Source organism: Helicobacter ailurogastricus, assembly GCF_001282945.1.
GTDB classification, from domain to species: domain Bacteria; phylum Campylobacterota; class Campylobacteria; order Campylobacterales; family Helicobacteraceae; genus Helicobacter; species Helicobacter ailurogastricus.
This window is the reverse complement of the sequence record NZ_CDMG01000004.1, coordinates 77,819-100,622: the sequence shown is the minus strand read 5'-3', so window position 1 is coordinate 100,622 and position 22,804 is coordinate 77,819. Positions and strand designations below refer to the sequence as shown.

The 22,804-nt window shown below is 48.4% G+C and carries 23 protein-coding genes; 17 read left to right on the top strand and 6 right to left on the bottom strand.

What is annotated here, in order from left to right:
- Positions 1–48 precede the first annotated feature (48 nt).
- A complete protein-coding gene (yedE, locus tag HAL07_RS03510; RefSeq protein WP_306315102.1) occupies positions 49–1,188 on the top strand; it encodes a selenium metabolism membrane protein YedE/FdhT in 1,140 nt (379 codons plus the stop codon).
- Here the strand turns inward: yedE and HAL07_RS03505 are convergent.
- On the bottom strand, positions 1,175–1,795 hold the full coding sequence (locus HAL07_RS03505) for a DUF2470 domain-containing protein (protein ID WP_053945134.1): 621 nt from the start codon (positions 1,793–1,795) through the stop codon (positions 1,175–1,177). The genes yedE and HAL07_RS03505 overlap by 14 nt on opposite strands.
- A gap of 264 nt (positions 1,796–2,059) precedes the next feature.
- Here HAL07_RS03505 and gltX point away from each other — a divergent pair, with 264 nt between their 5' ends.
- Genes gltX through murA form a run of 6 tightly spaced genes read left to right on the top strand, consistent with a single transcriptional unit; the run spans position 2,060 to position 7,835 of the window.
- Positions 2,060–3,397, top strand: coding sequence for a glutamate--tRNA ligase (gene gltX / locus HAL07_RS03500; RefSeq protein WP_053945133.1), 1,338 nt, complete (start codon positions 2,060–2,062; stop codon positions 3,395–3,397).
- Positions 3,387–3,680, top strand: coding sequence for a YggT family protein (locus tag HAL07_RS03495; RefSeq protein WP_053945132.1), 294 nt, complete (start codon positions 3,387–3,389; stop codon positions 3,678–3,680). Before gltX ends, HAL07_RS03495 begins: the two co-directional genes overlap by 11 nt.
- A gap of 17 nt (positions 3,681–3,697) precedes the next feature.
- A complete protein-coding gene (locus HAL07_RS03490) occupies positions 3,698–5,335 on the top strand; it encodes a lytic transglycosylase domain-containing protein (RefSeq protein WP_233702724.1) in 1,638 nt (545 codons plus the stop codon).
- A complete protein-coding gene (gene galU / locus HAL07_RS03485) occupies positions 5,325–6,146 on the top strand; it encodes a UTP--glucose-1-phosphate uridylyltransferase GalU (RefSeq protein ID WP_053941941.1) in 822 nt (273 codons plus the stop codon). The genes HAL07_RS03490 and galU overlap by 11 nt, the downstream gene beginning before the upstream one ends.
- A gap of 2 nt (positions 6,147–6,148) precedes the next feature.
- Complete coding sequence (locus HAL07_RS03480; RefSeq protein ID WP_053945130.1) at positions 6,149–6,547, top strand: hypothetical protein; 399 nt, start codon at positions 6,149–6,151, stop codon at positions 6,545–6,547.
- Position 6,548: 1 nt separating this feature from the next.
- Entirely contained in the window at positions 6,549–7,835 is a 1,287-nt protein-coding gene (murA, locus tag HAL07_RS03475; RefSeq protein WP_053945129.1) for a UDP-N-acetylglucosamine 1-carboxyvinyltransferase, read from the top strand.
- On the opposite strand, the gene rny is transcribed toward murA, so the two are convergent.
- Entirely contained in the window at positions 7,832–9,397 is a 1,566-nt protein-coding gene (rny, locus tag HAL07_RS03470) for a ribonuclease Y (protein WP_053945128.1), read from the bottom strand. The two genes, murA and rny, sit on opposite strands and share 4 nt — an antisense overlap.
- Positions 9,330–9,872 (bottom strand): 5-formyltetrahydrofolate cyclo-ligase, encoded by a 543-nt coding sequence (locus HAL07_RS03465; protein ID WP_053945127.1) that lies wholly within the window; start codon positions 9,870–9,872, stop codon positions 9,330–9,332. Before HAL07_RS03465 ends, rny begins: the two co-directional genes overlap by 68 nt.
- A gap of 285 nt (positions 9,873–10,157) precedes the next feature.
- Here HAL07_RS03465 and greA point away from each other — a divergent pair, with 285 nt between their 5' ends.
- Genes greA through gmhA form a run of 10 tightly spaced genes read left to right on the top strand, consistent with a single transcriptional unit; the run spans position 10,158 to position 17,688 of the window.
- Positions 10,158–10,649 (top strand): transcription elongation factor GreA, encoded by a 492-nt coding sequence (gene greA, locus HAL07_RS03460; protein WP_053940746.1) that lies wholly within the window; start codon positions 10,158–10,160, stop codon positions 10,647–10,649.
- Positions 10,636–11,067 carry a dUTP diphosphatase gene (dut, locus tag HAL07_RS03455; protein WP_053945126.1) on the top strand — a complete coding sequence of 144 codons (432 nt, stop codon included), beginning with the start codon at positions 10,636–10,638 and terminating at the stop codon, positions 11,065–11,067. The genes greA and dut overlap by 14 nt, the downstream gene beginning before the upstream one ends.
- Complete coding sequence (locus HAL07_RS03450) at positions 11,067–11,678, top strand: hypothetical protein (RefSeq protein WP_053940748.1); 612 nt, start codon at positions 11,067–11,069, stop codon at positions 11,676–11,678. Before dut ends, HAL07_RS03450 begins: the two co-directional genes overlap by 1 nt.
- A complete protein-coding gene (locus HAL07_RS03445) occupies positions 11,675–12,880 on the top strand; it encodes a PQQ-binding-like beta-propeller repeat protein (RefSeq protein ID WP_053945125.1) in 1,206 nt (401 codons plus the stop codon). Before HAL07_RS03450 ends, HAL07_RS03445 begins: the two co-directional genes overlap by 4 nt.
- A complete protein-coding gene (locus HAL07_RS03440; protein ID WP_053945124.1) occupies positions 12,877–13,491 on the top strand; it encodes a type III pantothenate kinase in 615 nt (204 codons plus the stop codon). Before HAL07_RS03445 ends, HAL07_RS03440 begins: the two co-directional genes overlap by 4 nt.
- Entirely contained in the window at positions 13,491–14,177 is a 687-nt protein-coding gene (locus tag HAL07_RS03435; protein ID WP_053945123.1) for a sulfite exporter TauE/SafE family protein, read from the top strand. Before HAL07_RS03440 ends, HAL07_RS03435 begins: the two co-directional genes overlap by 1 nt.
- Complete coding sequence (locus HAL07_RS03430) at positions 14,174–14,740, top strand: D-glycero-alpha-D-manno-heptose-1,7-bisphosphate 7-phosphatase (protein ID WP_053945122.1); 567 nt, start codon at positions 14,174–14,176, stop codon at positions 14,738–14,740. The genes HAL07_RS03435 and HAL07_RS03430 overlap by 4 nt, the downstream gene beginning before the upstream one ends.
- A complete protein-coding gene (rfaD, locus tag HAL07_RS03425; RefSeq protein WP_053940753.1) occupies positions 14,712–15,683 on the top strand; it encodes an ADP-glyceromanno-heptose 6-epimerase in 972 nt (323 codons plus the stop codon). Before HAL07_RS03430 ends, rfaD begins: the two co-directional genes overlap by 29 nt.
- On the top strand, positions 15,677–17,110 hold the full coding sequence (rfaE1, locus tag HAL07_RS03420) for a D-glycero-beta-D-manno-heptose-7-phosphate kinase (protein WP_053945121.1): 1,434 nt from the start codon (positions 15,677–15,679) through the stop codon (positions 17,108–17,110). Before rfaD ends, rfaE1 begins: the two co-directional genes overlap by 7 nt.
- An 11-nt stretch (positions 17,111–17,121) precedes the next feature.
- Positions 17,122–17,688, top strand: a complete 567-nt coding sequence (gene gmhA / locus HAL07_RS03415) for a D-sedoheptulose 7-phosphate isomerase (RefSeq protein ID WP_053940801.1) — start codon at positions 17,122–17,124, stop codon at positions 17,686–17,688.
- Here the strand turns inward: gmhA and HAL07_RS03410 are convergent.
- From HAL07_RS03410 to HAL07_RS08185, 3 genes are all read right to left on the bottom strand, one after another.
- Positions 17,685–17,906, bottom strand: coding sequence for a hypothetical protein (locus HAL07_RS03410; protein WP_053940800.1), 222 nt, complete (start codon positions 17,904–17,906; stop codon positions 17,685–17,687). The two genes, gmhA and HAL07_RS03410, sit on opposite strands and share 4 nt — an antisense overlap.
- 5 nt (positions 17,907–17,911) lie before the next feature.
- Positions 17,912–18,592, bottom strand: coding sequence for a F0F1 ATP synthase subunit A (locus HAL07_RS03405; RefSeq protein ID WP_053945120.1), 681 nt, complete (start codon positions 18,590–18,592; stop codon positions 17,912–17,914).
- 193 nt (positions 18,593–18,785) lie between these two features.
- Positions 18,786–22,757, bottom strand: a complete 3,972-nt coding sequence (locus HAL07_RS08185) for an outer membrane protein (RefSeq protein WP_238374480.1) — start codon at positions 22,755–22,757, stop codon at positions 18,786–18,788.
- Positions 22,758–22,804: the final 47 nt, after the last annotated feature.

Below are 22,804 nucleotides of genomic sequence, written 5' to 3'. Positions count from 1 at the left end.
TGTTTTCTTAAAGATTTTTTAGGTCTTAGTTAAGACACACATTCTTTTTTGCAGAATGGACTCTGTTTTTGGGGCTGTTTCTTGCGTACTTTTTTCACACAGAAATGGGCGTTTATGCCCTGTGTCCTCGCTCTCTCTGTGGCTTCTGTCTTTTATTTTGGCTTGGTGGGCACTTATTGGGCGGTTACAGGCGAATTTACCCGTTGGGGAGCGAGCATTTTGCGCTTGCTGGGTGTACATATAGACAACTTGGGTTATTTAAAAATCATAGGTTTAACAGGCAATGTCTTAAGCCGCATCGATGGGGTGATGGTGGTGGGGATGTTTTTAGGCATGCTCTGTGCGGCGGGCTTATCAGGGCGCATAGGCCTAAATCTGCCCACAAAAGCGCAAATGTGGCGGGCGTTTTTGGGCGGTCTGTTGGCAGGTCTTGGAGCACGCTTGGGGCTGGGGTGCAATTTGGCTAGCTTTCTAACGGGCATCCCGCAATTTAGCCTGCATGCTTGGCTTTTCACGGCAGCGACCTTATCGGGCATGGGGCTTGCCTTTAAATGGTGGCCAACCAGTTGTGCCAAAACGATCCACCAAAAAGCCCCCCAAAGCTTAAATACACTCTTAGCTTTTTTAGGATTTGTGGGCTTGATGGGCTTGGCTTGGCACCTGCGCCATAAACTTTTTGATGCCCTCTGTTTTGGGGCGTTCTTTGGTTTTGTCATCTCTAAGGGGCAAATTTGTTTCACCACCGCCTTTAGGCACTTGTTCGTGCATAAGCAAAGCGCACAGGCACAGGCTTTGGTGTGGGCAATGGCGGTGGGGAGCGTAGGGATTTTTGTGTATTTACAACTGGGCATGCCCGCTAAGATCATGTGGGCAAGCCCGGGCATTGTTTTAGGGGGGTGGCTCTTTGGCGTGGGGATCGTTGTAGCGGGGGGGTGTGAGTGTGGCTGGATGTATCGGGCGATTCAGGGGGATTTGGGGGCGGTGCTGGTGGGCGTGGGCAATGTCTTGGGGGCGGCTCTGGTGGCCCTTAGTTGGGATTTTTACGCCCCCCTTTGGACCAGCTTTCCTAAAATTAATCTCTTAGACCTGAAAGCGGGAGGGCTGTTGCAGGCGAGCCTGCTTTTATGCCTTTGGTGGATGGTGTGGGCGTGGGGCAAACACGCCCCCTTAAAGGCTAGTCTTGCTTAGTCTGTGCTGGCTGTGGTTGCGCGGGTTGTGTGCCATCTTGTGGGCTCTGGCTCTGCGGGCCAAAGGCTTGGGGGTGAAAACCTTGCTGTGGGTTTTGCCCTTGTGGGTTAAACCCCCACTGCAAAAAGCCCATAGGTCCAAAGCCCCAAAATGGCATGAAGCCAAACATGAACATGCCATGCGGACCAAAACCCTGAAAACCTTGCACTTGCGGACCAAAGCCCCATTGCGGATGTTGCGCGCCAAAAGGGGCATAAGCTCCAAAGGGGTGTTGGCCTTGCGGACCAAAACCATTTTGTAGGTTAGAGCCCTCTTGTGGGTTTTGTTGGGCGTTTTGGTGTCCCTGCGCTGCGCTGGGGGCATCTTCACCTAAAAGGGCGATGAGCGCATCGCGGATGCCCTCAAAGTTTTCAAGGGTGTGGGGGAAAGCAAGGCTAAAGACCTCTTCTTGCCCCTCTTTGGCGTAGGCGATTTGAAGCCCTTGAAAATCAAGGTCTTTGACGCAAATATTTGTAGCCCCCGGCACTTGTGCGTATTTTTCAAATAACCTCACCACATTGTGCAGCTGTTTGCTGTTCAACACATTTAAGGCGTGTTGCTTATCCATGCAAGCTCCTTTTTATCATTTTCAAAAAAGCTTGATTGTAATTCTTTAAAACTTAATGATAGCTTAAATAGTAGTTAAGTTGATAGTCTAAATAGTATATATAATTCGTATTAATATAGTTTATAGTATCACAATCAACTTTATTGCGTGTTGTAGTGATTTTTGCAGATTTTAGTGATTTGAGCTCCATTGTGGGCTTTGCTTTGTGAGTGCTTGATAATCTCGTCCATTGTGCTATAATTTGGCAAAAAGGCTTGGTATCCTATGTTACGCTTTGCCCCTTCCCCGACAGGAAGCATGCACATTGGGAATTTGCGTGTGGCTTTGTTGAATTTTATTGTGGCGCAACGCCTAAAACTTCCCTTGATGTTACGCATTGAAGACACCGACACACAGCGCAACATTGCCGGCAAAGATGAGGAGATTTTTAAGATTTTAAAGCAAATGGGCGTGAGCTGGGATCAATTGGTCTATCAAAGCGCCAATTTTGCTACGCATTTAGACTATGCTAAAAAGCTCTTAGACGAGGGCGAGGCGTTTTATTGCCACTGCACCCCCGAATTTTTAGAAGCCAGAAAGCAAGAGGCCATACAAGCCAAAAAGCCCTTCCGCTATGAGGATGGATGGGCTTTAGCAGAGAAAGAAAGCAACCCTAACCCTGTGGTGCGTTTAAAAGGGAGCGCGCAAGACATGGAATTTAACGACCTTGTGAAAGGCACGATTCGCTTTAAAGCCGCCGAGCTAGACAGCTTTGTGATTGTGCGGGCTAATCAGGTCCCCACTTATAATTTTGCCTGTGCCGCGGACGACTTCACTTACCAAATCAGCCACATCATTAGAGGCGAGGATCACATCAGCAACACGCCTAAACAAATCCTCATCAAACAAGCCCTAAGCCGTGTGCTAAACACCCCCCAAACCCCCACGATTTACGCCCATTTACCCATCATCTTAAATGAAGACGATGGCAAGAAGATGAGTAAAAGACACGAGGCCTCTAGCGTGCAATGGCTCTTAAAAGAGGGCTTTTTACCCGCTAGCATCGCCAATTACTTAGCCACAATGGGCTACAAAGCCCCCAAAGAGATTTTTAGCCTAAGCGAGGCTTTGGAGTGGTTTGAGCTTGAAAAAGTGAGCCCCTCTAGCGCACATTTTAGCTTGGCATATTTGCGCCACTTAAACCATGAACACTTAAAAAACCTAGAGCCAGCGAGCCTAGCCAAACTTTTAGGCATAGAGCCAGCCAAAGCCCCTTTAGCTAGACTTTTTTTAGAAGAGTGCAGCACCTTAGCAGAATTGCAAGAAAAGTTAAACGCCATGTTTGCGCCTAAAGACATTGCCAAGGACTACGAAGGGCAAAACTTCTACGACAAATGCACCGCGCTTTATCACGCCCTAAAAGCCATGCCCGCTGTGGCAGACTTCAACGCTTTTAAACAAGAGGCCATGCAAAGAAGCCAGCTTAAAGGCAAAGACTTTTTTAAACCCTTAAGAATTTTACTCACGGGGCAGGCGCACGGCGTGGAGTTAGCTTTGCTCTACCCGCACATTGTCCCCTTTTTAGAGCAAATTTTAACCCTAGAGTCCGCGCATGGTTGCTAACACCATTTTAAGCGCGCTCGCCACGATCTTGCATAGCCTCATCACGCTCTACATTTGGATCATCATCATCGCGGCCCTTTTAAGCTTTGTGCGCCCCGACCCCAATAACGCCATCGTGCAGATGCTTTACCGCCTCACTGAACCCACTTTAAACAAGGCCAAGCAACTTGCCCCCTTTTTGGTGTTTAACGGCATTGACCTTTCGCCCTTAGCGGTGGTGCTTGTGTTGAAATTCTTTGATATGACCGCTGTGCAACTCATGTTTCATTACGCTCAGGGTTAAATTTGCTTAAGGCTGTCTTGGCTTTTATCGTTTGCACTTGTTTAAATGCCCAAGACATCACTTTATCCTATTTGAAAAGCAAGCCCAAAGGCATACCCAGAGATTTTTTTATTTGGCTTTTTTTACAAAAACCTAGCACCACGCCCAAGCAGGCCAAAGTTGCCTACGATCTCGCGGCGCACAAAACCCCCAAATTGCAAGAGTTGGCCCAAGCAAAGGGGGCTTTGAACCTAAGCTTGCACCCTTGTCAAGGTTTGTCTTTAGAGGCACTAGACTCTAAAGATGGCGTGTGTGTCGCGGTTGCCTTGCCCCCTGCTAAGATTTTTAAGCAGGCGCAAGAACCCGCAAACGCCCCGCTTTTGCGCGCCCTGCAACCCAAGCTTAAAAACTACCCCAAACTCTACTATGCCTTGCAAATTGCGCTCAATCCCACAGACCAAAGCATCTTGATCAAAGCTGGGGCAAGCACGCTCGCCTCTCTTTACAACGGCCTAAGCTACGAGCAAAAGCAGCAATTATTAGACAAGCCCTTAGACCCTGAGATTCTAGCCCACCTAGCCAATGAAAACAGCCCCGCCTTCAACGACATTTTAAGACGGATCATTTTAGACAGCCGCTTTGCTGAATTTAAAAAAGCTCTAAACCACGCCTCGATCACAAATTCCGATTCTAAGACCTTTTTTCTCTTAGGCATCAATGCTTTGCTGTATGGCCAAGAAATCATCGCTTTTACTTACTTTGACCGCGCAGAGAAGCAGGCGGATAAAGCCTTTATGCACGACAAGGCGGTTTTTTGGAAATACCTTTTGAGCCAAAACAGCGCCTATTTAGACATTTTAAGCCAAAGCACAAACCCAAATCTCTTTAGCCTTTATGCCAATCTGGCCCGCAAGAGTACACCCAAGTACAACATCATCACTTCGCTAGGGCTTTTAAGCCACAGGCCGGCTAATTTTGACATCAAAGACCCCTTTGTGTGGCAAACCCTCAAAGCAAAAATCTTGTCCATCACCGACAAGCGCGCCTTTTTAAGAGCTCTAAAGCCCCTAAAAACCGAGCAAAGCATGGCGCATTTGGCGTATTTCTTAGAGCGCTATTACAACGATGGGCGGCATTACTTTTTAACCCCTTATGCTAAAAAAGCCCACTTTAAAAGCCTAGAAGAAAAGGCGATGGCCTATGCGATCGCTAGGCAAGAGAGCTTGTTGCTCCCCGCCTTAGTGTCGCGCTCTTACGCTTTGGGGCTGATGCAAATCATGCCCTTTAATGTCGCCCCCTTTGCGAAACATTTAGGCTTAAACAAAGTGCAATTTACGGACATGTTTGACCCGCATTTGTCCCTAATCTTTGGCAATTACTATTTAAACACCCTTAAAGAGGAGTTTAAAAACCCCCTTTTTGTGGCTTACTGCTACAATGGGGGGCCAAATTTTTTTAGAAAATTACTCAAAGAACGCCACTTTTTCACGAAGGGCAAGTTTGAGCCGTGGCTGAGTATGGAGCGCATCCCCTATGAAGAAACCCGCCTTTATGGGCAAAAAGTCTTAGCCAATTACATCATCTACCAAAGCATTTTTAAACACCACACCCACAAAATCCACTTCGACATACAAGGCTTTTTCAACACGATTTTAAAGGACAACCATGATCAATAAATGCCTATTTCCGGCCGCAGGCTATGGCACGCGCTTTTTGCCCGCCACAAAGGCGATGCCAAAGGAGATGCTCCCCATTGTCAATAAACCGCTCATCCAATACGGCGTGGAGGAGGCGATGGAGGCGGGTTGCAGAGGGATGGCGATTGTTACGGGGCGGGGCAAGCGCGCCATTGAAGACCACTTTGACATCAGCTACGAGTTAGAACACCAAATCAATGGCACCAATAAAGAACAGCAATTAGAGGGCATCCGCGCCTTGATGCAAAATTGCAGCTTCTCTTACACGAGGCAACACGAAATGAAGGGGCTAGGCCACGCCATTTACACCGCGCAAACCTTGATCGGCAACGAGCCTTTTTGCGTGCTCTTGGCCGATGATTTGTGCATCAATCGGCAGGGCAGGGGGGTTTTAGCCCAAATGGTCGAGCTTTACGCCAAGTACCAATGTTGCATTGTGGCGATTGAAGAGGTGGCGATGGAAGAGGTGCATAAGTACGGCGTGATTTTAGGCCAAGAGATGGCTAAGGGGGTCTATCAGGTGCAAAACATGGTAGAAAAGCCCAAAGCGGAGGAAGCCCCGAGCAATTTAGCCGTCATCGGGCGTTATATTTTAACCCCCGACATTTTTGAAGTCTTAAAGCACACCCCCCCGGGTAAAAACAACGAGATTCAAATCACAGACGCGCTCTTGCAACAAGCCCAAGATAAGTTAGTCCTTGCTTATAAATTTGAGGGCAAACGCTATGATTGTGGGAGTGTGGAGGGCTTTATCCAAGCCACAAACGATTTTTATCAGCTCCAACGCTAGCCATGTATGATTTGTGGTTTTATGGCATTTATTGGGTGGCAGGCTTTCTCTTTGCCTTTCCCATGCTCTTGGTGGGCTTTGCCTACACCTATTTGAAGCCCCCGCCCCCGCCCCCAAATATCCCCCCTTTAAAAGACTTGGTGTTTCAGCTAGACAAAGCAAAAGATCAAGAAGAGTACAACGCTTTATTGCAAGATTTTAACACCCACTACACAAGTTTGCCCAAGCACATTAAAGAGGGCGACTGGCTAAATGCCATTAAAAATTTTGCCCAGTCCGAGTTTTTAGACATCGATTCGACCGTAAATTTCGGGCAGCATTTAGAGGACATAAATCCCAAACTCAGCAAGGCGATCGCTAACACGGTGGGGCTTGCGCTCAAACACAAAAAGAAGGATTGATTTGGATTATTTAGAAATCAAAGGCGGGCAGACTTTAAACGGGCAAGTGGCGATCTCTGGCGCAAAAAACGCCGCTCTGCCCCTTTTGGCGAGTACACTTTTAGCAAAGGAGCAGGTGCGCCTAAATAATCTACCCCATGTCGCCGATGTGCGCGCCCTCGTGGAGCTTTTAGAGCACTTGGGTGCACAGGCTAAATGGCACACACCAAATGCCCTCGAGATCAACACAAGCCAAACAACGCAGTGCATCGCTCCTTATGAAATTGTGCGTAAAATGCGCGCTTCTATTTTGGTCTTGGGTCCGCTTTTGGGGCGTTTTGGCAAGTGTCAAGTGAGTTTGCCCGGGGGGTGCGCCATCGGGGCTAGGCCTGTGGATTTGCACTTAAGCGCGCTGGAGAAAATGGGGGCTGAAATCGCCATTGACAAGGGCTACATTGTGGCTAAAGCCAAAAAGGGCCTAAAGGGCTGCGACCTCATCTTTGACAAAATCACAGTGACGGGCACAGAGAACATTTTAATGGCAGCAAGCCTTGCTAAGGGGCAAACAAGAATCATCAACGCCGCCAAGGAGCCTGAGGTGGCGCAGTTGTGCGCGTTTTTGCAAGCCGGCGGGGTGCAAATTAGCGGGGTGGGCAGTGGGGAGATCTTGGTGCAGGGCACGGATAGACAAGCTTTAGACCTCAAAGAAATTAACATCATTCCCGATCGCATTGAGTGCGGGACCTATTTATGCGCGGCTGCAATCACAAATTCCTCTTTGACGCTCACCAACACCAACGCCCATCACCTAGAGGCCGTTTTGACAAAACTAGGCGAAATCGGCTTTCGCACCGACATTGTAGAGGAAACCCCCACGAACCACACGCTTAAAATCCACAGCACACAGCAAAGAAAAGCCTTTAGCCTCACAACCACAGAATACCCGGGCTTTCCCACCGACTTACAAGCGCAATTTATGGCACTAGCCACGCAGTGCGAGGGCTCTAGCCTCATTGAAGAGAGGTTGTTTGAAAACCGCTTCATGCATGTGGGCGAATTGCAACGCATGGGGGCGCAAATCAGTCTAAAAGGGGCGATGGCGCAGATTCAAGGCGCAAGTGATCTGACCGGCGCGGATGTGATGGCTACGGACTTGCGGGCCTCTTCGGCGCTGGTGTTGGCCGCTTTAGTGGCTAAGGGCAAAACCCGCTTGCACCGCATTTACCACTTAGATCGGGGCTATGAAGCCCTAGAAAATAAAATGAACGCCCTAGGGGCGCACATTAAAAGGCTACACGAAAAAGCTTAGTGGGCTACGGCTTTGGCGTGGTTTTCACGGATCACATGCACCACGACCTCTCCCGGGTATTGCAAATGGGTTTGAATCTCCTTAGCGATGTCGCGCGCCAGTAGGGGGACTTTGGCATCGCTCACTTGATCGGGGCAGACGATCACGCGCACCTCCCGCCCTGCATCCATCGCAAAGACCTTTTCCACGCCACTTTGCTGGCTGGCGATGCGCTCTAGATCGTGCATGCGGGCCAAGAAATTTTCGTTTTCCTTGCGGCGTGCCCCGGGCCTTGCAGCAGACAGGGCATCGGCAGCGCACACGGCAGCGCACTCTATGCTCTTGATCTCTTGGCGGTCGTGGTGGGCGTAAATGGCGTTGATCACCACGGGGTGCTCGTGGTAGCGCACACACACCTCAGCCCCCAATTCTACATGATCTCCCCCGTGCTCTTGGGTCAAAGCTTTGCCGATGTCGTGCAAAATCCCCGCCCTTCTAGCTAATTTTGCGTCTCCGCCCAGTTGCTCGGCAATCATGCCGGCTAAGATCGCCACTTCGATGGAGTGGGTGAGTGCGTTTTGCCCATAGCTAGTGCGGTACTTCATGCGCCCCAAGAGCCTTTTCAACTCTTCGTCCATGGAATCTAATTGCAAGTCTAAAATGACTTCTTCTGCCTCTTTTAAGATGTTTTCCTCCATGTTTGCCTCCACCCGCTGGTACACGGTTTCAATGCGCGAGGGTTGGATGCGCCCATCTTGGATCAAAAGCTCTAAGGTTTGCGTGGCGATTTGCCGCCGGTAGAGATTAAAGCAACTCAAAGTGATGGTCTTTGTTTCCTCATCGATCATCAGCTCCACCCCGCTGATGCGCTTAAAGGTGTCGATGTTCTTGCCCTCTTTGCCGATGATGCGCCCGATGAACTCGGCATTGGGCAAAGCGACCACGCTGGTTAAATTCTCCATCGCAAAAGAGCTGGCAAATCTTGAAGTCGCCTCTGCCAAGATAAAATGCGCCCGCTCTTTGGCTTCCTTTTTGGCTTGTTTTTCATAGCGGCGCACCAAAGCGGCTTTTTGTAAAATCAACTCTTCCTCCAGCAAGCGCAAAAGCAAGGTTTGGGCTTCCTCTTTGGTGTAGCCCGAGCGCTCCATTAGGGTTTGCAACGCTTGATCTTTGAGCTCTTGGTACTCTTGGCACAGCTTGTCTTGGGCGCGTTTGCCATGCTCTAATTCTTGCTTAAGACTCTCTAGCTCGGCTTTGCTTTGCTCTAATTGCCTATGTTTGTGATGCCAGTGCTGTTGTTGTTGCTTTTCATGGCTTTTGAGTTCGTCTAGTTTGTATTGGTAGGCAGCATCTTGGGTTTTTTGGCGTTCTTGGTGGTCTTGTTGCAATTGCAAGGCTAGGGTTTTGGATTCTTCTTCTTTGGTTTTGTAAAGCACTTGGGCTTGGTAGATGAGCATGTCCGCTTTAGCTTTGGCTTGGGCGATGAGGGTTTGGCTGGAGGCGTGGCAACTCCTTTTAGTGAAGTAAAAAACGCCTATGCCTGTAAGCAGGCAAGGGATCAAAATGCTTAAAGCTTCTTCCATTGATGGTCCTTTTATGTGTGAAATAGTGGCTTGGCTCAAGACAAGCGTCCGCTGTGATGTCGTGGGGCTCGCCCAGAGCGTGGGGGGATTTTAAGATTTGGCGGGCGATGAAAATCGTAAAAGGCTTTTTGGCTAGGTTAGCAAAGAGTCTATCGTAAGCTCCAAGCCCAAAGCCCACCCGCCTAAAATTACAATCCATCCCCAAAATGGGAACTAGAGCTAGGTCTAGGGGTGTTTTTAAAAAGCTTGGTCTGGGTTGTTTGGTTTGTTGGTGTGTGCTTAAGGGCAAGCGATAAGGCGCATAGGTGCAACAAGGCGGGTGCATTAAGGGAGCAAAAAGGCGGATTTTTCTTTGCCTTGCCCACTTGATGAAGGGGGTGATGTCCACTTCGTGCTTTAAGGGGCAGTAAATTAAAACCGACAGCCCAGGGCGCACCCATTTTCGCAAAAGAGCATTGATTTTGTGATCTTTCATGTCTTTGCCTCGTTTGGCGCATAAAATGCGCTTGCAAGCGGCGCGGAAAGCGCCCTTTGTGTCCTTGTCTAGCGTTTTGATATTTTGCCTTTAGAGAGTACCAACAGCCAATGGGTCAAACCCAAATAACAAACTTTGGCGTATTATTCAAACATTTAACTTAGGGCTCAATTAATAGGGGGGGGGGGGGGGGNNGGGGAGGGGGGGGGGGGGGGGTGATTTGGCAAATTTAGGGGGTTTTAACCATGCGTTTTATATAATTCTAGCTTTATTTTAGGAGTTAAAATGAAGGAACCGATGAGTGCCTACGGTTACGAAAAGATTTGTGCTGAGTTAAAACGGCTGAAAGAAATTGAAAGGCCACAGATCGTTAAAGAGATCGATCGGGCAAGAGAGCATGGGGATTTGAAAGAAAACGCCGAATACCACGCCGCCAAAGAAAAGCAAGCGTTTATAGAGGCAAGAATCAACGACTTGAGTCGGATTTTAGCCAACGCTCAGGTGATAGACCCGGCCACTTTGAGCCACCAAAAAGTGAGTTTTGGCAGCACCGTGAAAATCCTAAACCTAGACAACGATAAAGAGTTTTCTTACACCATTGTGGGGAGTGTGGAGAGCGACCCTGCCCGTGGCTTGATCTCTTTTGGCTCGCCCATTGCCAAAAGCCTTATGGGCAAAAGCAAGGGTGATGAGGTTACGGTGATCTTGCCCTCGGGCGAAAATGAGTTTGAGATTTTAGACATTTATTACAAAGACATCGATTATGCTAAAAGTTAAGTTGCAAAGACTCCACCCCAATGCGCTGATCCCCGCTTACCAGAGTGCTGGGGCGAGTGGATTTGATTTATGCGCTTTAGAGAGCCTAGAGATCGCCCCTAAGAGCGTGGGTTTGGTGCGCACGGGGTTAGCCCTTGAGCTAGAAAAGGGCTATGAAGTGCAGGTACGCTCTAGATCAGGGCTGGCGTTAAAGCACCAAATTGTGGTCTTAAACTCTCCGGGCACGATTGATAGCGATTATCGGGGGGAGTTGCAGGTGATTTTAATGAATTTAGGCGATGTGCCCTTTGACATTAAGGCGGGCGATCGCATCGCGCAGGGGGTGCTGTGCCGCATCTTTCAAGCGGATTTTGCGCTATCTACTGAGTTAGAAGCCACGCAAAGGGGCACAAAGGGCTTTGGGAGCAGTGGGGTTTAATGGAAATCAAGCAGAATTTAAAACAAGTGACAGAGGAGTTTAAGAGCGATGAAAAGCTCTTAGAGAGCGCGTTTAGGCTTGAAAAGCTGTATAACAAATACAAATATGTTTTGTGGGCTTTGGTGGCTTTGGCTTTGGCGTGGTTAGGCTACACGAAATTTTTAGAGATGCAAAAGGACAAGAGGGCGCAAAAAATCACCACCCTTTATAACGAAGTCTTGGCTAACCCCAACAACGCCGCCCCTCTTGAGCGCTTACAGGAGCAGGCCCCTCAGCTTGCCGAGCTTTACAGCTATTCTCAAGCCTTGAAAAACAAGGACATTAAAACCCTAGACGCTCTAAGCCATGCCAAAAACCCCTTAGTCAAGGCGTTAGCCAGCTACCACAGCGCATCCTACAACCGCGACTTAAAAGCGTTGCAAGCCCTAAACCTCCCCGCTTTGCAAGATTTTATCAACTTGCAAAAAGCCTATTTACTCCAAGATGACCCCAAGGCTGGCAAAGAGATCAAAGCCTTGATCGACACAATCTCACCCACCTCAGAGCTTTACCAGATGGCAACTCTACTCAAGCACTACCCCGCCACGGGCACACAAAAGGCCACAAAGTGAAAAATACTTGGCTTGTGGGGCTGGTCTTGTTGGTTCTCTTTGGGCTTGGTTGCGATGGACGCAAGAACTTCACACCGCCTAAATCTAAGATCGTGCGCACGATCACCTTTAACCACACCCTCAAAGACCCCATCATTTTCACAAACCGCTATGGGGCGATTTTAGGCGATGGGGGGGTGTTGGATAGGCAGGGCTTGACACACCTTAAAATCGAAAAGAAAGAGGATAAGGAAACCTCCTTTTTGAACGAAAGCCAAGATTACTACATTTTAGCGCACGATTGTTGGCGTGCCCACAAGCGCAATGGCCCTAAAGTCAAGCGCAAAAAACACACTACACTCACAGACAAACAGGCGCAAGAGGCGATCATCGACAACATCGAAGAAACCGATGAAGATGTCCGCTTGCACGATCATTGCCACAAACTCGAACTCATCGGCGCAGGGCTAGATGCCAAACCCTCCATCACAATCCCCCTAGACACCTACCCTTTAAGCGCAAGCATTAAAGGAGAGCGCTTGGCGGTGGTGATGGCGGACAACTCGGCCAACATCTACGACATCAAAACGAAAAAATTGATCTTCAATGAAAAAGGCGCGGCAAGCCCGGCGATCAATTCTTTGGTCGCCGCGCCCGTGTTTTTAGACACGGTCGTGGTCTTTCCCATGCTCGATGGGCGTTTATTGGTGGTGGATGTACGCTCAGATGAGCCTAAGGTGGTGCGCAACATTGTGCTCAACAGCGAAAAGTTTTTCAACAATGTCATCTACTTAAAAGTTGATGAGGAAAACATGTTTGCGGCCACAGGTAAAAGGCTTGTGTCGGTGATCTCAGGCCAAGAATTTAACTTCGATGCGGAAATTGTGGATGTGCTTTACAAGCACCACCGCCTATATGTGCTGACTTTAGATGGGCGGATTTTAGAGATGGATCAAACGCTCAACGATCAGAGCATGGGCGTGGTGAAACTCCCTTTTGCGATGTTAAACACGATCGTGGTTACGGATAAAAAACTTTACACCTTAGAAAAACGGGGCTATCTCGTGGAAGTGGATTTGGAACATTTTGACGACTACCGGGTCTATCCGCTTAAAAACGCCTCTAAAAGCTTTTTGGGGCACTTGGATAGAATGAGTTTTTACACCGATGACAAGATTTATTACGACCGCTATTACTTAGATTTGAGCCACAACCACCCATGACCCTTTGCGACATCGGCAACACGCATTTGCATTTTTATCAGGAGGGGAGAGTGTGGGCGTGCGCGCCTCAAAGCTTGCAAGTCTTAGAGGATGAAGTTTTTTATATTAGTGTCAATGCACAGCACACAACAGCCCTTTTAGAGATTTGCCCTAATGCCAAAGACTTGAGTCCTCAGATGCACTTGGCGAGCAAATACGAGGGGTTGGGCGTGGATCGCATGGCGGCTTGTTTGGGGCTTAGGGGCAAAAGCGGGGTGGTGGTGGATGCAGGGAGTGCCATCACCCTTGATGTGATGGAAAATGGGGAGCACTTAGGGGGAGTGATTTTGCCCGGGTTAGCAGGCTATTGCCAAGCCTATAAAAGCATTTCGCCCGCCCTAGATTTGCCCCCTAATTTGCGGGTTAATTTAGATCGCTTGCCTAATGGCACTGCCGATGCACTGGGTTATGGAATCTTACAAAGCGTGTTGCTCACACTCAAACACTTAGTGGGCGGGCGCAAGGTGTATTTTACGGGCGGAGATGGCAAGTTTTTAGCCAACTTTTTTCCTCAGGGGCTTTATAATGGGCTGTTGGTCTTTGAGGGCATGTTGGCCACGCTTGGGGTTTAATGGAGCTTACCTTTCTCTTTTTAAACGCCTCTTTAATGGCTTTGAGCCATTGCGTGGGGATGTGTGGGGGAGTGGTGCTGGCGTATTGCCAAAGTAAGTTTGCCCCCCAAACCCCTTTAAGAATCCAGCTTTGCGCCCACACCCTTTATAACCTCGGGCGGGTGAGCATGTATGTGCTTGTGGGGTTTTTAGCCTTTTTGGGCTTTCATGGGCTCTTAGAAGTGCTGGCTAAAGCCCTAGACTTGCCCCGTATGCGTTTGCAGGGGGGGGTTTTAGTGAGCGTGGGGGTTTTAATGGCCCTCTTTGCTTTGGGGTTTTTTTTGCACCTTAAAAGCCCTTTGGGTTTGAGCGGAGGGTTTTTTGCCAAAGGCTTTAAAAGCCTTTTTAGCACGCCAAGCCTGCCTAGCTTTTATGCTTTGGGCTTACTCAATGGGCTTTTGCCCTGTGGTATGGTCTATTGGTTTGTATTAAACGCCCTAGCCCGCCCCAATTTAGCAAGCGCGCTAGAGGTGATGCTTGTTTTGGGGTTGGCGACCTTTGCGCCCATGTTTGTCTTTGGCGCGCTCTTTGGCAATTTCTTAAGCTCTAAATGGCGGGCGTGGTTTCAAAAAGCCGCCTTTGTGTTGTTGTTAGGCTTTGCGGGGCACACCATTTATATGGGCGCAAAAATGCTAGGGCACGCATGAAAGCTCTCTTTTTAGATCGAGATGGCGTGGTGAATGTGGATAAGGGCTATGTGTGCGCACCTAAAGATTTTGAATTTGTGCCCGGCATTTTCACCCTGCTAAGGGGGGCTAAGGATTTGGGCTATTTGCTCTTGTTGGTGACCAACCAATCGGGCATTGGACGCGGGTTCTATGGCTTGAAGGACTTTGAAAACTTAAACGCTTATATGCAGGCTAAATTGCAAGAAAATTTGGGTTTTGGGCTAGATAAAATTTATTTTTGTCCGCACGTCCCCCAAGAAAATTGCGCGTGCAGAAAGCCTAAAACGGGCATGTTAGAGCAAGCCTTGCAAGATTACCCCATTAATTTAACCAAGAGCGTGCTTGTGGGCGATAAACTTAGCGATGTGGCCTTTGGGTTAAAGGGGGGCATAGGCACAAATTTACTTTTTACGCAGACCATGCCTAAAGAAGCGCTAGAAACCCCCCCCATCGCAAGCATTTCTTGTTTAAAGCAAGCGCTGGACTTTTTAACCCCACACATAAAGGATTGTCATGTACACCCCAAACACCCTAGAGAATAAAACGATCGTCATCACCGGCGGGGCGGGCTTTATTGGCGCGAATTTGGCCATGTATTTTCAAAACCACCACCCAAAAGCACGGGTGATTGTGCTGGATAAATTTAGAGAGCAAACCCCTCCAACCACGAGCTTAGGGCATTTTAAAAACTTGCTAGACTTCAATGGCGAGATCATCACCGCCGACATCACTAAAGATTTAGGCGTTTTAAAGAAACTCGATTTTGATTATTTGTTCCACCAAGCCGCCATCTCCGACACCACGAACTTAAACCAAGAGTTGGTGATGAAAACCAACCACCAAGCTTTTATCAAAATCTTAAAAATCGCCATGAAAAAAGAAGCACGAGTCATTTACGCCTCTTCAGCCGGGGTTTATGGCAACACCCCCGCGCCCAATAAGGTCGGTTTCGGGCAAAAACCCGCCAATGTCTATGGTTTTTCTAAACTTTGTATGGACAAAAGCGCGCTGGATTTCGCCCATGAAAGCTTTATGCCCATTGTGGGGCTGCGCTATTTTAATGTCTATGGCCCGGGGGAGTTTTACAAACACAAAACCGCGTCTATGATCTTGCAACTAGGTTTACAAGCCCTGCAACATAAAGAAGTCAAGCTCTTTGAATTTGGGGAGCAAAAACGCGACTTTGTTTATATCGAAGATGTCATCCAAGCCAATGTCAAAGCGATGAGCGCGAGGACGAGCGGGGTTTATAATGTGGGCTATGGCAAGAGTCACAGCTATAACGACATCGTGCGCCTGTTGCAAGAACACTTGGGCGATTTTAAAGTAACCTACATGAAAAACCCTTACGACTTTTTCCAAGAACACACCTGCGCAGACATCACCCCCACACACGCCGATTTAGACTACGCCCCCGCCTTTGACTTAGAAAGGGGGATCAAAGCTTATATCCCCACAATCAAAGAGCTTAACAAACAATGCTAGAAGCCTTTTTAACCCCGCCTAAAAAACCCCCCCATGTGTTGGTGGTGGGCGACATCATTATCGATCACTACATTTGGGGAGAGAGCGAAAGGCTCTCGCCCGAGGCTCCCGTGCAAGTCGTGGATGTCAAACAAGAAAGCCGCCGTCTAGGGGGGGCGGGCAATGTGGCGGATAATTTAATCGCTTTGGGGGCGGGCGTGGATTTGTGCGGGGTGGTGGGGGCAGATGGGGGGCAGGCTTGGTTGTTTGAAACCTTGCAGAGCTTGGGCGTGGGGGCTAGCGGGATTTTAGTCGATGCTAAACGCCCCACGAGCCAAAAATCGCGGGTGATGATTTCTAAGCAACAAGTCTTGCGTATAGATCGGGAACACACAGACCCCATTGACAAGGATTTATGTGCCGCCTTGCTAGAAAAAGCCACAGCCCTATTAGAAGAAGCCGATGTGCTGGTTTTATCCGACTATTTAAAGGGGGTGCTAGACCCTAAGCTGTGCCAAGCATTGATCGCCCGCGCCAGAGCACAACATAAAACCATTCTTTGCGACCCCAAGGGCAAAGATTATTCTAAATACGCGAGCGCAAACCTACTCACCCCCAATAAAAAAGAAGCCCAAATCGCTACCGGCGTGCAGATTACAGACGATGAGAGCCTGCTAAAGGCCTTGTCTTTTTTTAAAGAAAACTTGCAAATTGCCACCCCGCTCATCACTTTAAGCGAGCAGGGCATGGCGTTTTTAGACCACGAGTTGCATAAAATCCCCACAATCGCCAAAGAAGTTTATGATGTGAGCGGGGCGGGCGATACAGTGATCGCCGCTTTGGCCTTTTGTTTGGGACTGGGTTATCCCATCAAGCAGGCGTGCCACTTTGCTAATGCGGCTGCGGCGGTGGTGGTGGCCAAGGTGGGCAGCGCGCAGGCCAGTTATGCCGAAGTGTTAGACTTCTTGCAAAAGCACCACCACCAAGGCCAAAAAGTCCTAGACAAAGCCACGCTTTGCGCTTTGCTAAAAGCCATGCGCCCGCCTAGGATCATTTTTACCAATGGGTGTTTTGATTTGTTACACAGAGGGCATGTAGAGTATTTGCAAAAGGCAAAGGCTTTGGGCGGCTTGTTGGTCGTGGGGTTAAATAGCGACTCTTCTGTGCGCCGCTTAAAGGGCAAGAGCCGCCCCATTTGTAACCAAGAGGCTAGGGCGTTTGTGCTGGCGGGGTTGGAGTGCGTGGATTTTATCGTGATCTTTGAAGAAGACACCCCCCTAGAGCTGATTAAAGCCCTAAAGCCACATATTTTAGTCAAGGGGGCAGATTATGCGGGCAAAGAAGTCGTGGGAAGTAGCCTTGTGCAAAAAGTCGTTTTGATCGACTTTGTTAAGGGTTATTCGACCACAAGCACTTTAGAAAGAATCCAAAGCTTAACCCATAACTAAAGGAGCAGTGTATGCACGATTTGATCCAAACCGAGTTTTTAGAGCACATCCAAACCACGCAAGAAACTTTGGCGCACCTGGCCCCCACGCTCGCTTTTAGCGGGGATTTATTGCTAGACACTTTAAAAAAGGGCAATAAAATTTTAATCTGTGGCAATGGAGGGAGTGCTGCCGATTCACAGCACTTTGCGGCTGAATTGACAGGCCGTTATAAACGAGAAAGACAGGGCTTGCCCGCGGTTGCCCTTAGCACCGACACTTCAGCCCTAACTGCCATTGCAAACGACTATGGCTACGATCGAGTCTTTGCCCGCCAAGTGGAAGCGTTAGGCAGGGCGGGGGATTGCTTGGTGGGGATCAGCACAAGTGGCAATTCGGCCAATGTGCTTTTGGCCTTAAAAAAGGCGCAAGAGATGGATTTGAGCACGCTAGGGCTTAGTGGGCGTGGCGGGGGGGCGATGCGCGCTCTATGCACGCATAATTTGATCGTGCCTAGTGCCAACACCCCTAGAATCCAAGAGATGCACATTTTAATGATCCACTTGCTCTGTGATTTTGTCGAAAAAGGGTTTTGCTAGATACGGCTTTGCCTGCTCTCTTTGAGCAAAGCCGCCATGGATTTAGCCAAAAGGGCAAAAAAGCTAAACAGCCCAAAGACAAAGAGAGAGAAAAAGAGGGCCACCACCAGCCCTAAATCGCTAAAAATAAAAAAACACAGCCCCCCGCAAGCCAAGGCGATGCCCACAAACAGCCCGGCAAAAAAATCTAATAGGGAAGTTAGGGTGTCCTTTTTCATGGGGGCTAGTGGCCCTCATCCACCAAGACCGCCCCAGCCAAATAAACATAGGTCAAAATCATGAACACAAAGGCTTGCAAAATCCCCATGAAAAACAGCACCATAAAGGGCGCAACGGGGATCGCCCATGGCACGAGCAAGAGCATGATGAGTAAAAACATGTCGTCGCCTTTGATGTTGCCAAAGAGACGGAAAGAGAGCGAGATGATGCGGGATAAATGCGAAATGATTTCTACGGGAAACATGATGGGCATGAGCCACTTGACCGGGCCCAAGAAATGCTTAAAGTAGGTGATGAATCCTTGTGTGCGGATGCCCTCGAAGTGATAATAGACAAAGACGATCAAGGCCAAAACAAGGGTGAAACTCCAATTAGCCGTGGGGGCCTCAAAGCCGGGGATAATGCCTATCATGTTGCAATAAAAAACAAAGAACGCGATTGTGCCGGTTAGGGGGAAGTATTTACGGGCCAATTCCTCCCCGATGACATCTTTAGCCACATGCAAAATCCCCTCCACGACCGCTTCATAGACATTTTGTAGCCCAAAAGGCACGATTTGCAGTTTTTTGACCGCCATTTTACTGATGATCAAGGTAAATAGTGCGCAAAAAACAGTGTAAAACCCAATGATAAAGTCGTGGTTATGGCTGATTAGCCCCGCAAAAGTAAAGACCCGATGCTCCATGTCCTCTCCAAAAAATCTCTATTATACTATAAACTCCGTTAAAATGGCAAAATTTTACAGACGCAAGGGCACACAAGGGGGTTAGTGTCTCCAAAAACTTTAGCAAACTTAAGGCCCCAAGTCTCAAATCCTAAAACAAAACACGCACCAAGGGGTGCAAAAAAATGAGGTCTTTAAAGCCTGCCTTTCTTGTTTAAAAATTATACACATAGTTAAAATACACCGCCACATTGCGTTTATAAGTGGTTTCTAAGTGTGCGCCGTTTAAAGAGCCCTTGAAGTAATAATTGGCCGCAAGGGGGATTCTCAAGCCCACTTCAAAGCCGTGGTGCTTGGTAACATTGGTTCTAAATCCAATGTTTAAGGGGATTTGGAAATAGGAAGTGTGCATCACAGAGTGCCCGCCCATCGCGTCGATGGCTTGCATAGCCGCGTGTAGGTTGTGATACCCGGGCACAACCCAGCTGCTGCCAGCCAGCATGAAGCCCAAGAATACCCCTGTGGTGTATTTGCTGTCTTTGCTCTCATAGAAGTTATACAACGCATCCACCCCAGCTCCATAGACAAAGTCATTGAGGCTGGAGATGTTGCGGTTGTAAAACACTCCTCTTTGGTAACTAAAGCTGCCATAGTAACGCAACCCCCATCTTCTCTTTTTGCCAAAAAATTGTTTATAGCCCACTTGGACATCTATGCCATACATATTGGCATTGGAGTTGGTGGTTTGGTTAGGGATGCCAATCCCGCCTGCTCTGCTTAAAAACTCTTCAGGGCTTTCTTTGGCATAAGCGGTCATTTTGTTTTTAGCGGCATTGAGATAAATTAAAAGATTGTTTAAGCCTTGCACTGCTTGTTGGGTGTTTTGGGCTTGGGTAGAGTCTTGCAGTTGCGCTGGCTCTAGTTGTGTGAAAGAAGCGGGCAAGGCCACAAAGCTGGCAAAAGAGCTCAGATTTTGCGCATTAACGGAGCTTGCCAAATTGTCTAACAACTCTACCCGCATTTGGCTGGCTTGAGAAATCAAGCTGTCAAGGTTTAATTGCATCAACTCTAAATTGATGTCTTGTGCTTGCATGTTTTGGATGAAGTTGGCCACTTCTGTTTTAAAGCCTTGGGGAATCTCGGGGTTCTCCACTAAATTGTTCTCTGGGTCGCTGGCGTAATTTTCTAAGCCCGCTACAATGTTTTGCACCGCTTGGGCTGCACTCACATTGTCTAAGCTGTTGATGATCGCGCTAGTGGTTTGGGTGATGGTTTGCTCCACTTGGTTGAAGTAAGAGTTCATGGCATTTTGGAGTTGCTGGATGTTTTGCAGCTCATCTCCCACAATGGAGTTGATGAGATTTTGCAGGGAGTTACTGGCGCTTTGTGTCCCCTGATTGTTGTTTTGGTTTTGTCCTTGTTGTCCTTGTGAGTTATCTTGTGGGTTGTTGTTTGGGGTTTGTCCTTGTTGTCCCCCACTGCCCCCTGTGCCTGAGTTGATTTGTCCGCCTTCTCCTTGTTGTCCTTGTTGTCCTTGATTTTGGGCGGTTGGGGTTTTAGCGCCCGGAGTTAGGGGGGCGTTTTTGGTGGCTGTGGGGATTGTGCCTTGTGCTGGGGCGTTGGTTTTAAGGGCTGTAGCGGCTTCTTTGGCTAATTTTGTGAGATAGATGTATCTTTGGAGTTGTTGGTAGCCCTGTGGAAACCAGCTAGACACCCCGTTAGAAACATCTTGTATCCCAATCGCCTGTGGCGTTTCCCCCTGCTCTTGATTTTCTTGTTGGTAAGCTTGGAGCACTTTTAGTGTGTTTAACCCCGTCAAAGATTGAAAGAGGGGCAAACTTTGGGCGTAAGCGAGTATATCACCATCAATCGTGGCGGTGTTGTCTTTCCCCACAAGTGTGGTGAGTAGGGCGTTGTTATGCTCATAGGTGTTTAGTCCTTCAATGAAAGTGATGGTGTCTTGGGCTGTTTGATCGTCTGTGTTTAGATTTTGCATGAGCGCGTGCAAAGCATTAGCGGCTTGCTGTGTAGATGTTTGTTGGGCTTGGTGCTGTGTTTGTGGCTGTGCGGCTTTAGGGTCTGTGGCTAACACCACGCTTTGCCCCGCTTGGGGTTGGTAATCCTTGATCAACGCTTCTATGTAGCTTGTGGCGTTGGCGTTGGTGATCCCATCAGGGCTTAGTGAGGAAGTGCTGGTGATGAGTTTGCCATTATTAAAGCTTTTGTCTGTAGCTAAAGCCTGCACCGCGCTATTAAAGGTGCTTAACTCAGTTGTCATGGTGCTTAAGTCTTTTGTGCTAAGGGTGCTAAAGTTGTTAAGCAAATTTGCCATTTGGCCGTCTTGTTCTTGTCCTTGTGGGGTTAGAGTGGGGCTAAAGTCTTGGGCGAGGCTATTTATGGCTGCATAGGCAAAGTTCGCATAGGGCGTATTGCTTGATAATGTATTGTCGTTTGCCAACATGGAGGCTAAAGAGCCTTCTTGGGTGGCTGTATAGCCTTGGTATAGGGTATTCACGGCTTGGTTGGCTTGGATGATTTGCCCCACTTCAGCAGTGATTTTAGAGGGGTCTTGTAAAAACTCTTGGTAGGTGCTGGGGCTTAAAATGGTTTGTATGCTCTCTTTGGTTTGGGCGATGAGACCATTAGAGCCTGTGAGGGCTTGGTTAAACTCGTAGAGGGCGAGCTTTTCTGTGGGGGTTAGGTTTGTGTTGGGGTTGTCGCCTAAACCGATCGAGTTTAGGTAGTTGCCATACAAGTTGTAAGAGTATTGCAGAGCGCGTAGATCATTGAGGATCAAGGCTGGGTTGTTTGTGGTGCTACCAGAATCACCACTCATCATATCCCCTATACTATAGCTATTTTTAAAAAACGCATTTGCTGCCATTTGGGCCAAAGTGGGCTTGATGATGTCGGTTAGGGTGGTGTTGTTGGAGAGCAAACTAGCTAGCTGGTTGCTGTTGGTGCTGTAGCTCATGGCATTGCCTAAGAGACTGGCTAGATTTGCGTTATTAGAAAGCGTGTTTTTGTTTTGGTTGCTAAGGCTTGTGGTGATCCACGAGCTTAAAGCTTTGCCATTGGGGATGGTGGTGGTGTCGCTGGTGGGGCTTTGTACACCTTGATTGGCGTATTGGGCTAAATTTTCTATCATGTCAAAGACATTGGATTTTGTGGGGTTCATTAGCAGCGCGGCTAGGCCGTTGGCGTTGAGAGTGCCTTTTTGTAACTCTGTTAAAATGGTTTTGTCTCCACCGTAGCTATTGTAGCCATTTTGCATAAAACCATTTTGCAAATACCCTAGTTGGTCGGATAAATCCAAAGCTTGGTTGATAGCCTGCCCCGCGCTATTAGCCCCCAGCTCTTTTTGCAAAGTGTTTAGTTCGCTCTTGATGGCTGTGTAGGCTTGTTGCACTTCTTTAAGGTTGTTGGGGTTAATGAGGGTAGTTAGGGTGTTTGTGTCGTTTTGAGACAGAGCCGTTAAAACCGCATTTAACGCGTCTATACTAGAAGTGTCGCTCATGCTCTTAATGTTGGTGTTTAACACATTGTTGGCAATGGTGTTTAAGTTTTGCATAAAGGTGTTGGGGGTAGTGTTGCCCTTGCTATTTGTGGTAGGGGTAAGCATTTGCACCACTTTGGCAACATTAGGGATGACCCCTGCGGGGCCCAAAATCCCCCCGTTAAAGTCGGTGTTGATGTTTTTTAAGATTTGCAGGGTGTTTAAAGCATCTTGGCTTATATAATAGCTGACACTATTTGTGCCACCGCCACCTTGAGTGATGAGGTCTTGCCCTAAAAGGGTGTTGATGTCTTGCAGATTGCCCGCTAGCCCTGTTGTGGGGTTACCACTTTGCGTGCTTTGGTAGACTTGCACTAAATTTTGCCCTGCCGTGGTGAGCGTTCCCTTAACCCCTAAAAGGTCTTGCCACTCTTTGGCGTAAGTGGCGTAAGAGGTGTAGGCGTTGGTAAAAGGAGTAGCACCACTAATAAAACCGGCTAGGTCGCTTAAAGTGGCATTTAAAAGGGCGTTGGCTTGGCTGACACTGGCACTTGGGGCTAACTCGCTGGGGTTTAAATTAGCGGTGATTGTGGGGGGGTTGCCCTGTTCTTGGTTCTCTTCAGTTTGGCTTTGGCTGAAATAAGTGGTTTGTGGGCTAGTGAAAGTGGCGGGTTTATTGCCAAAGATCACACCTTTTTCAAGCGTGATGGGGTTTCCCCCCCCCCCCCATCAAAGTT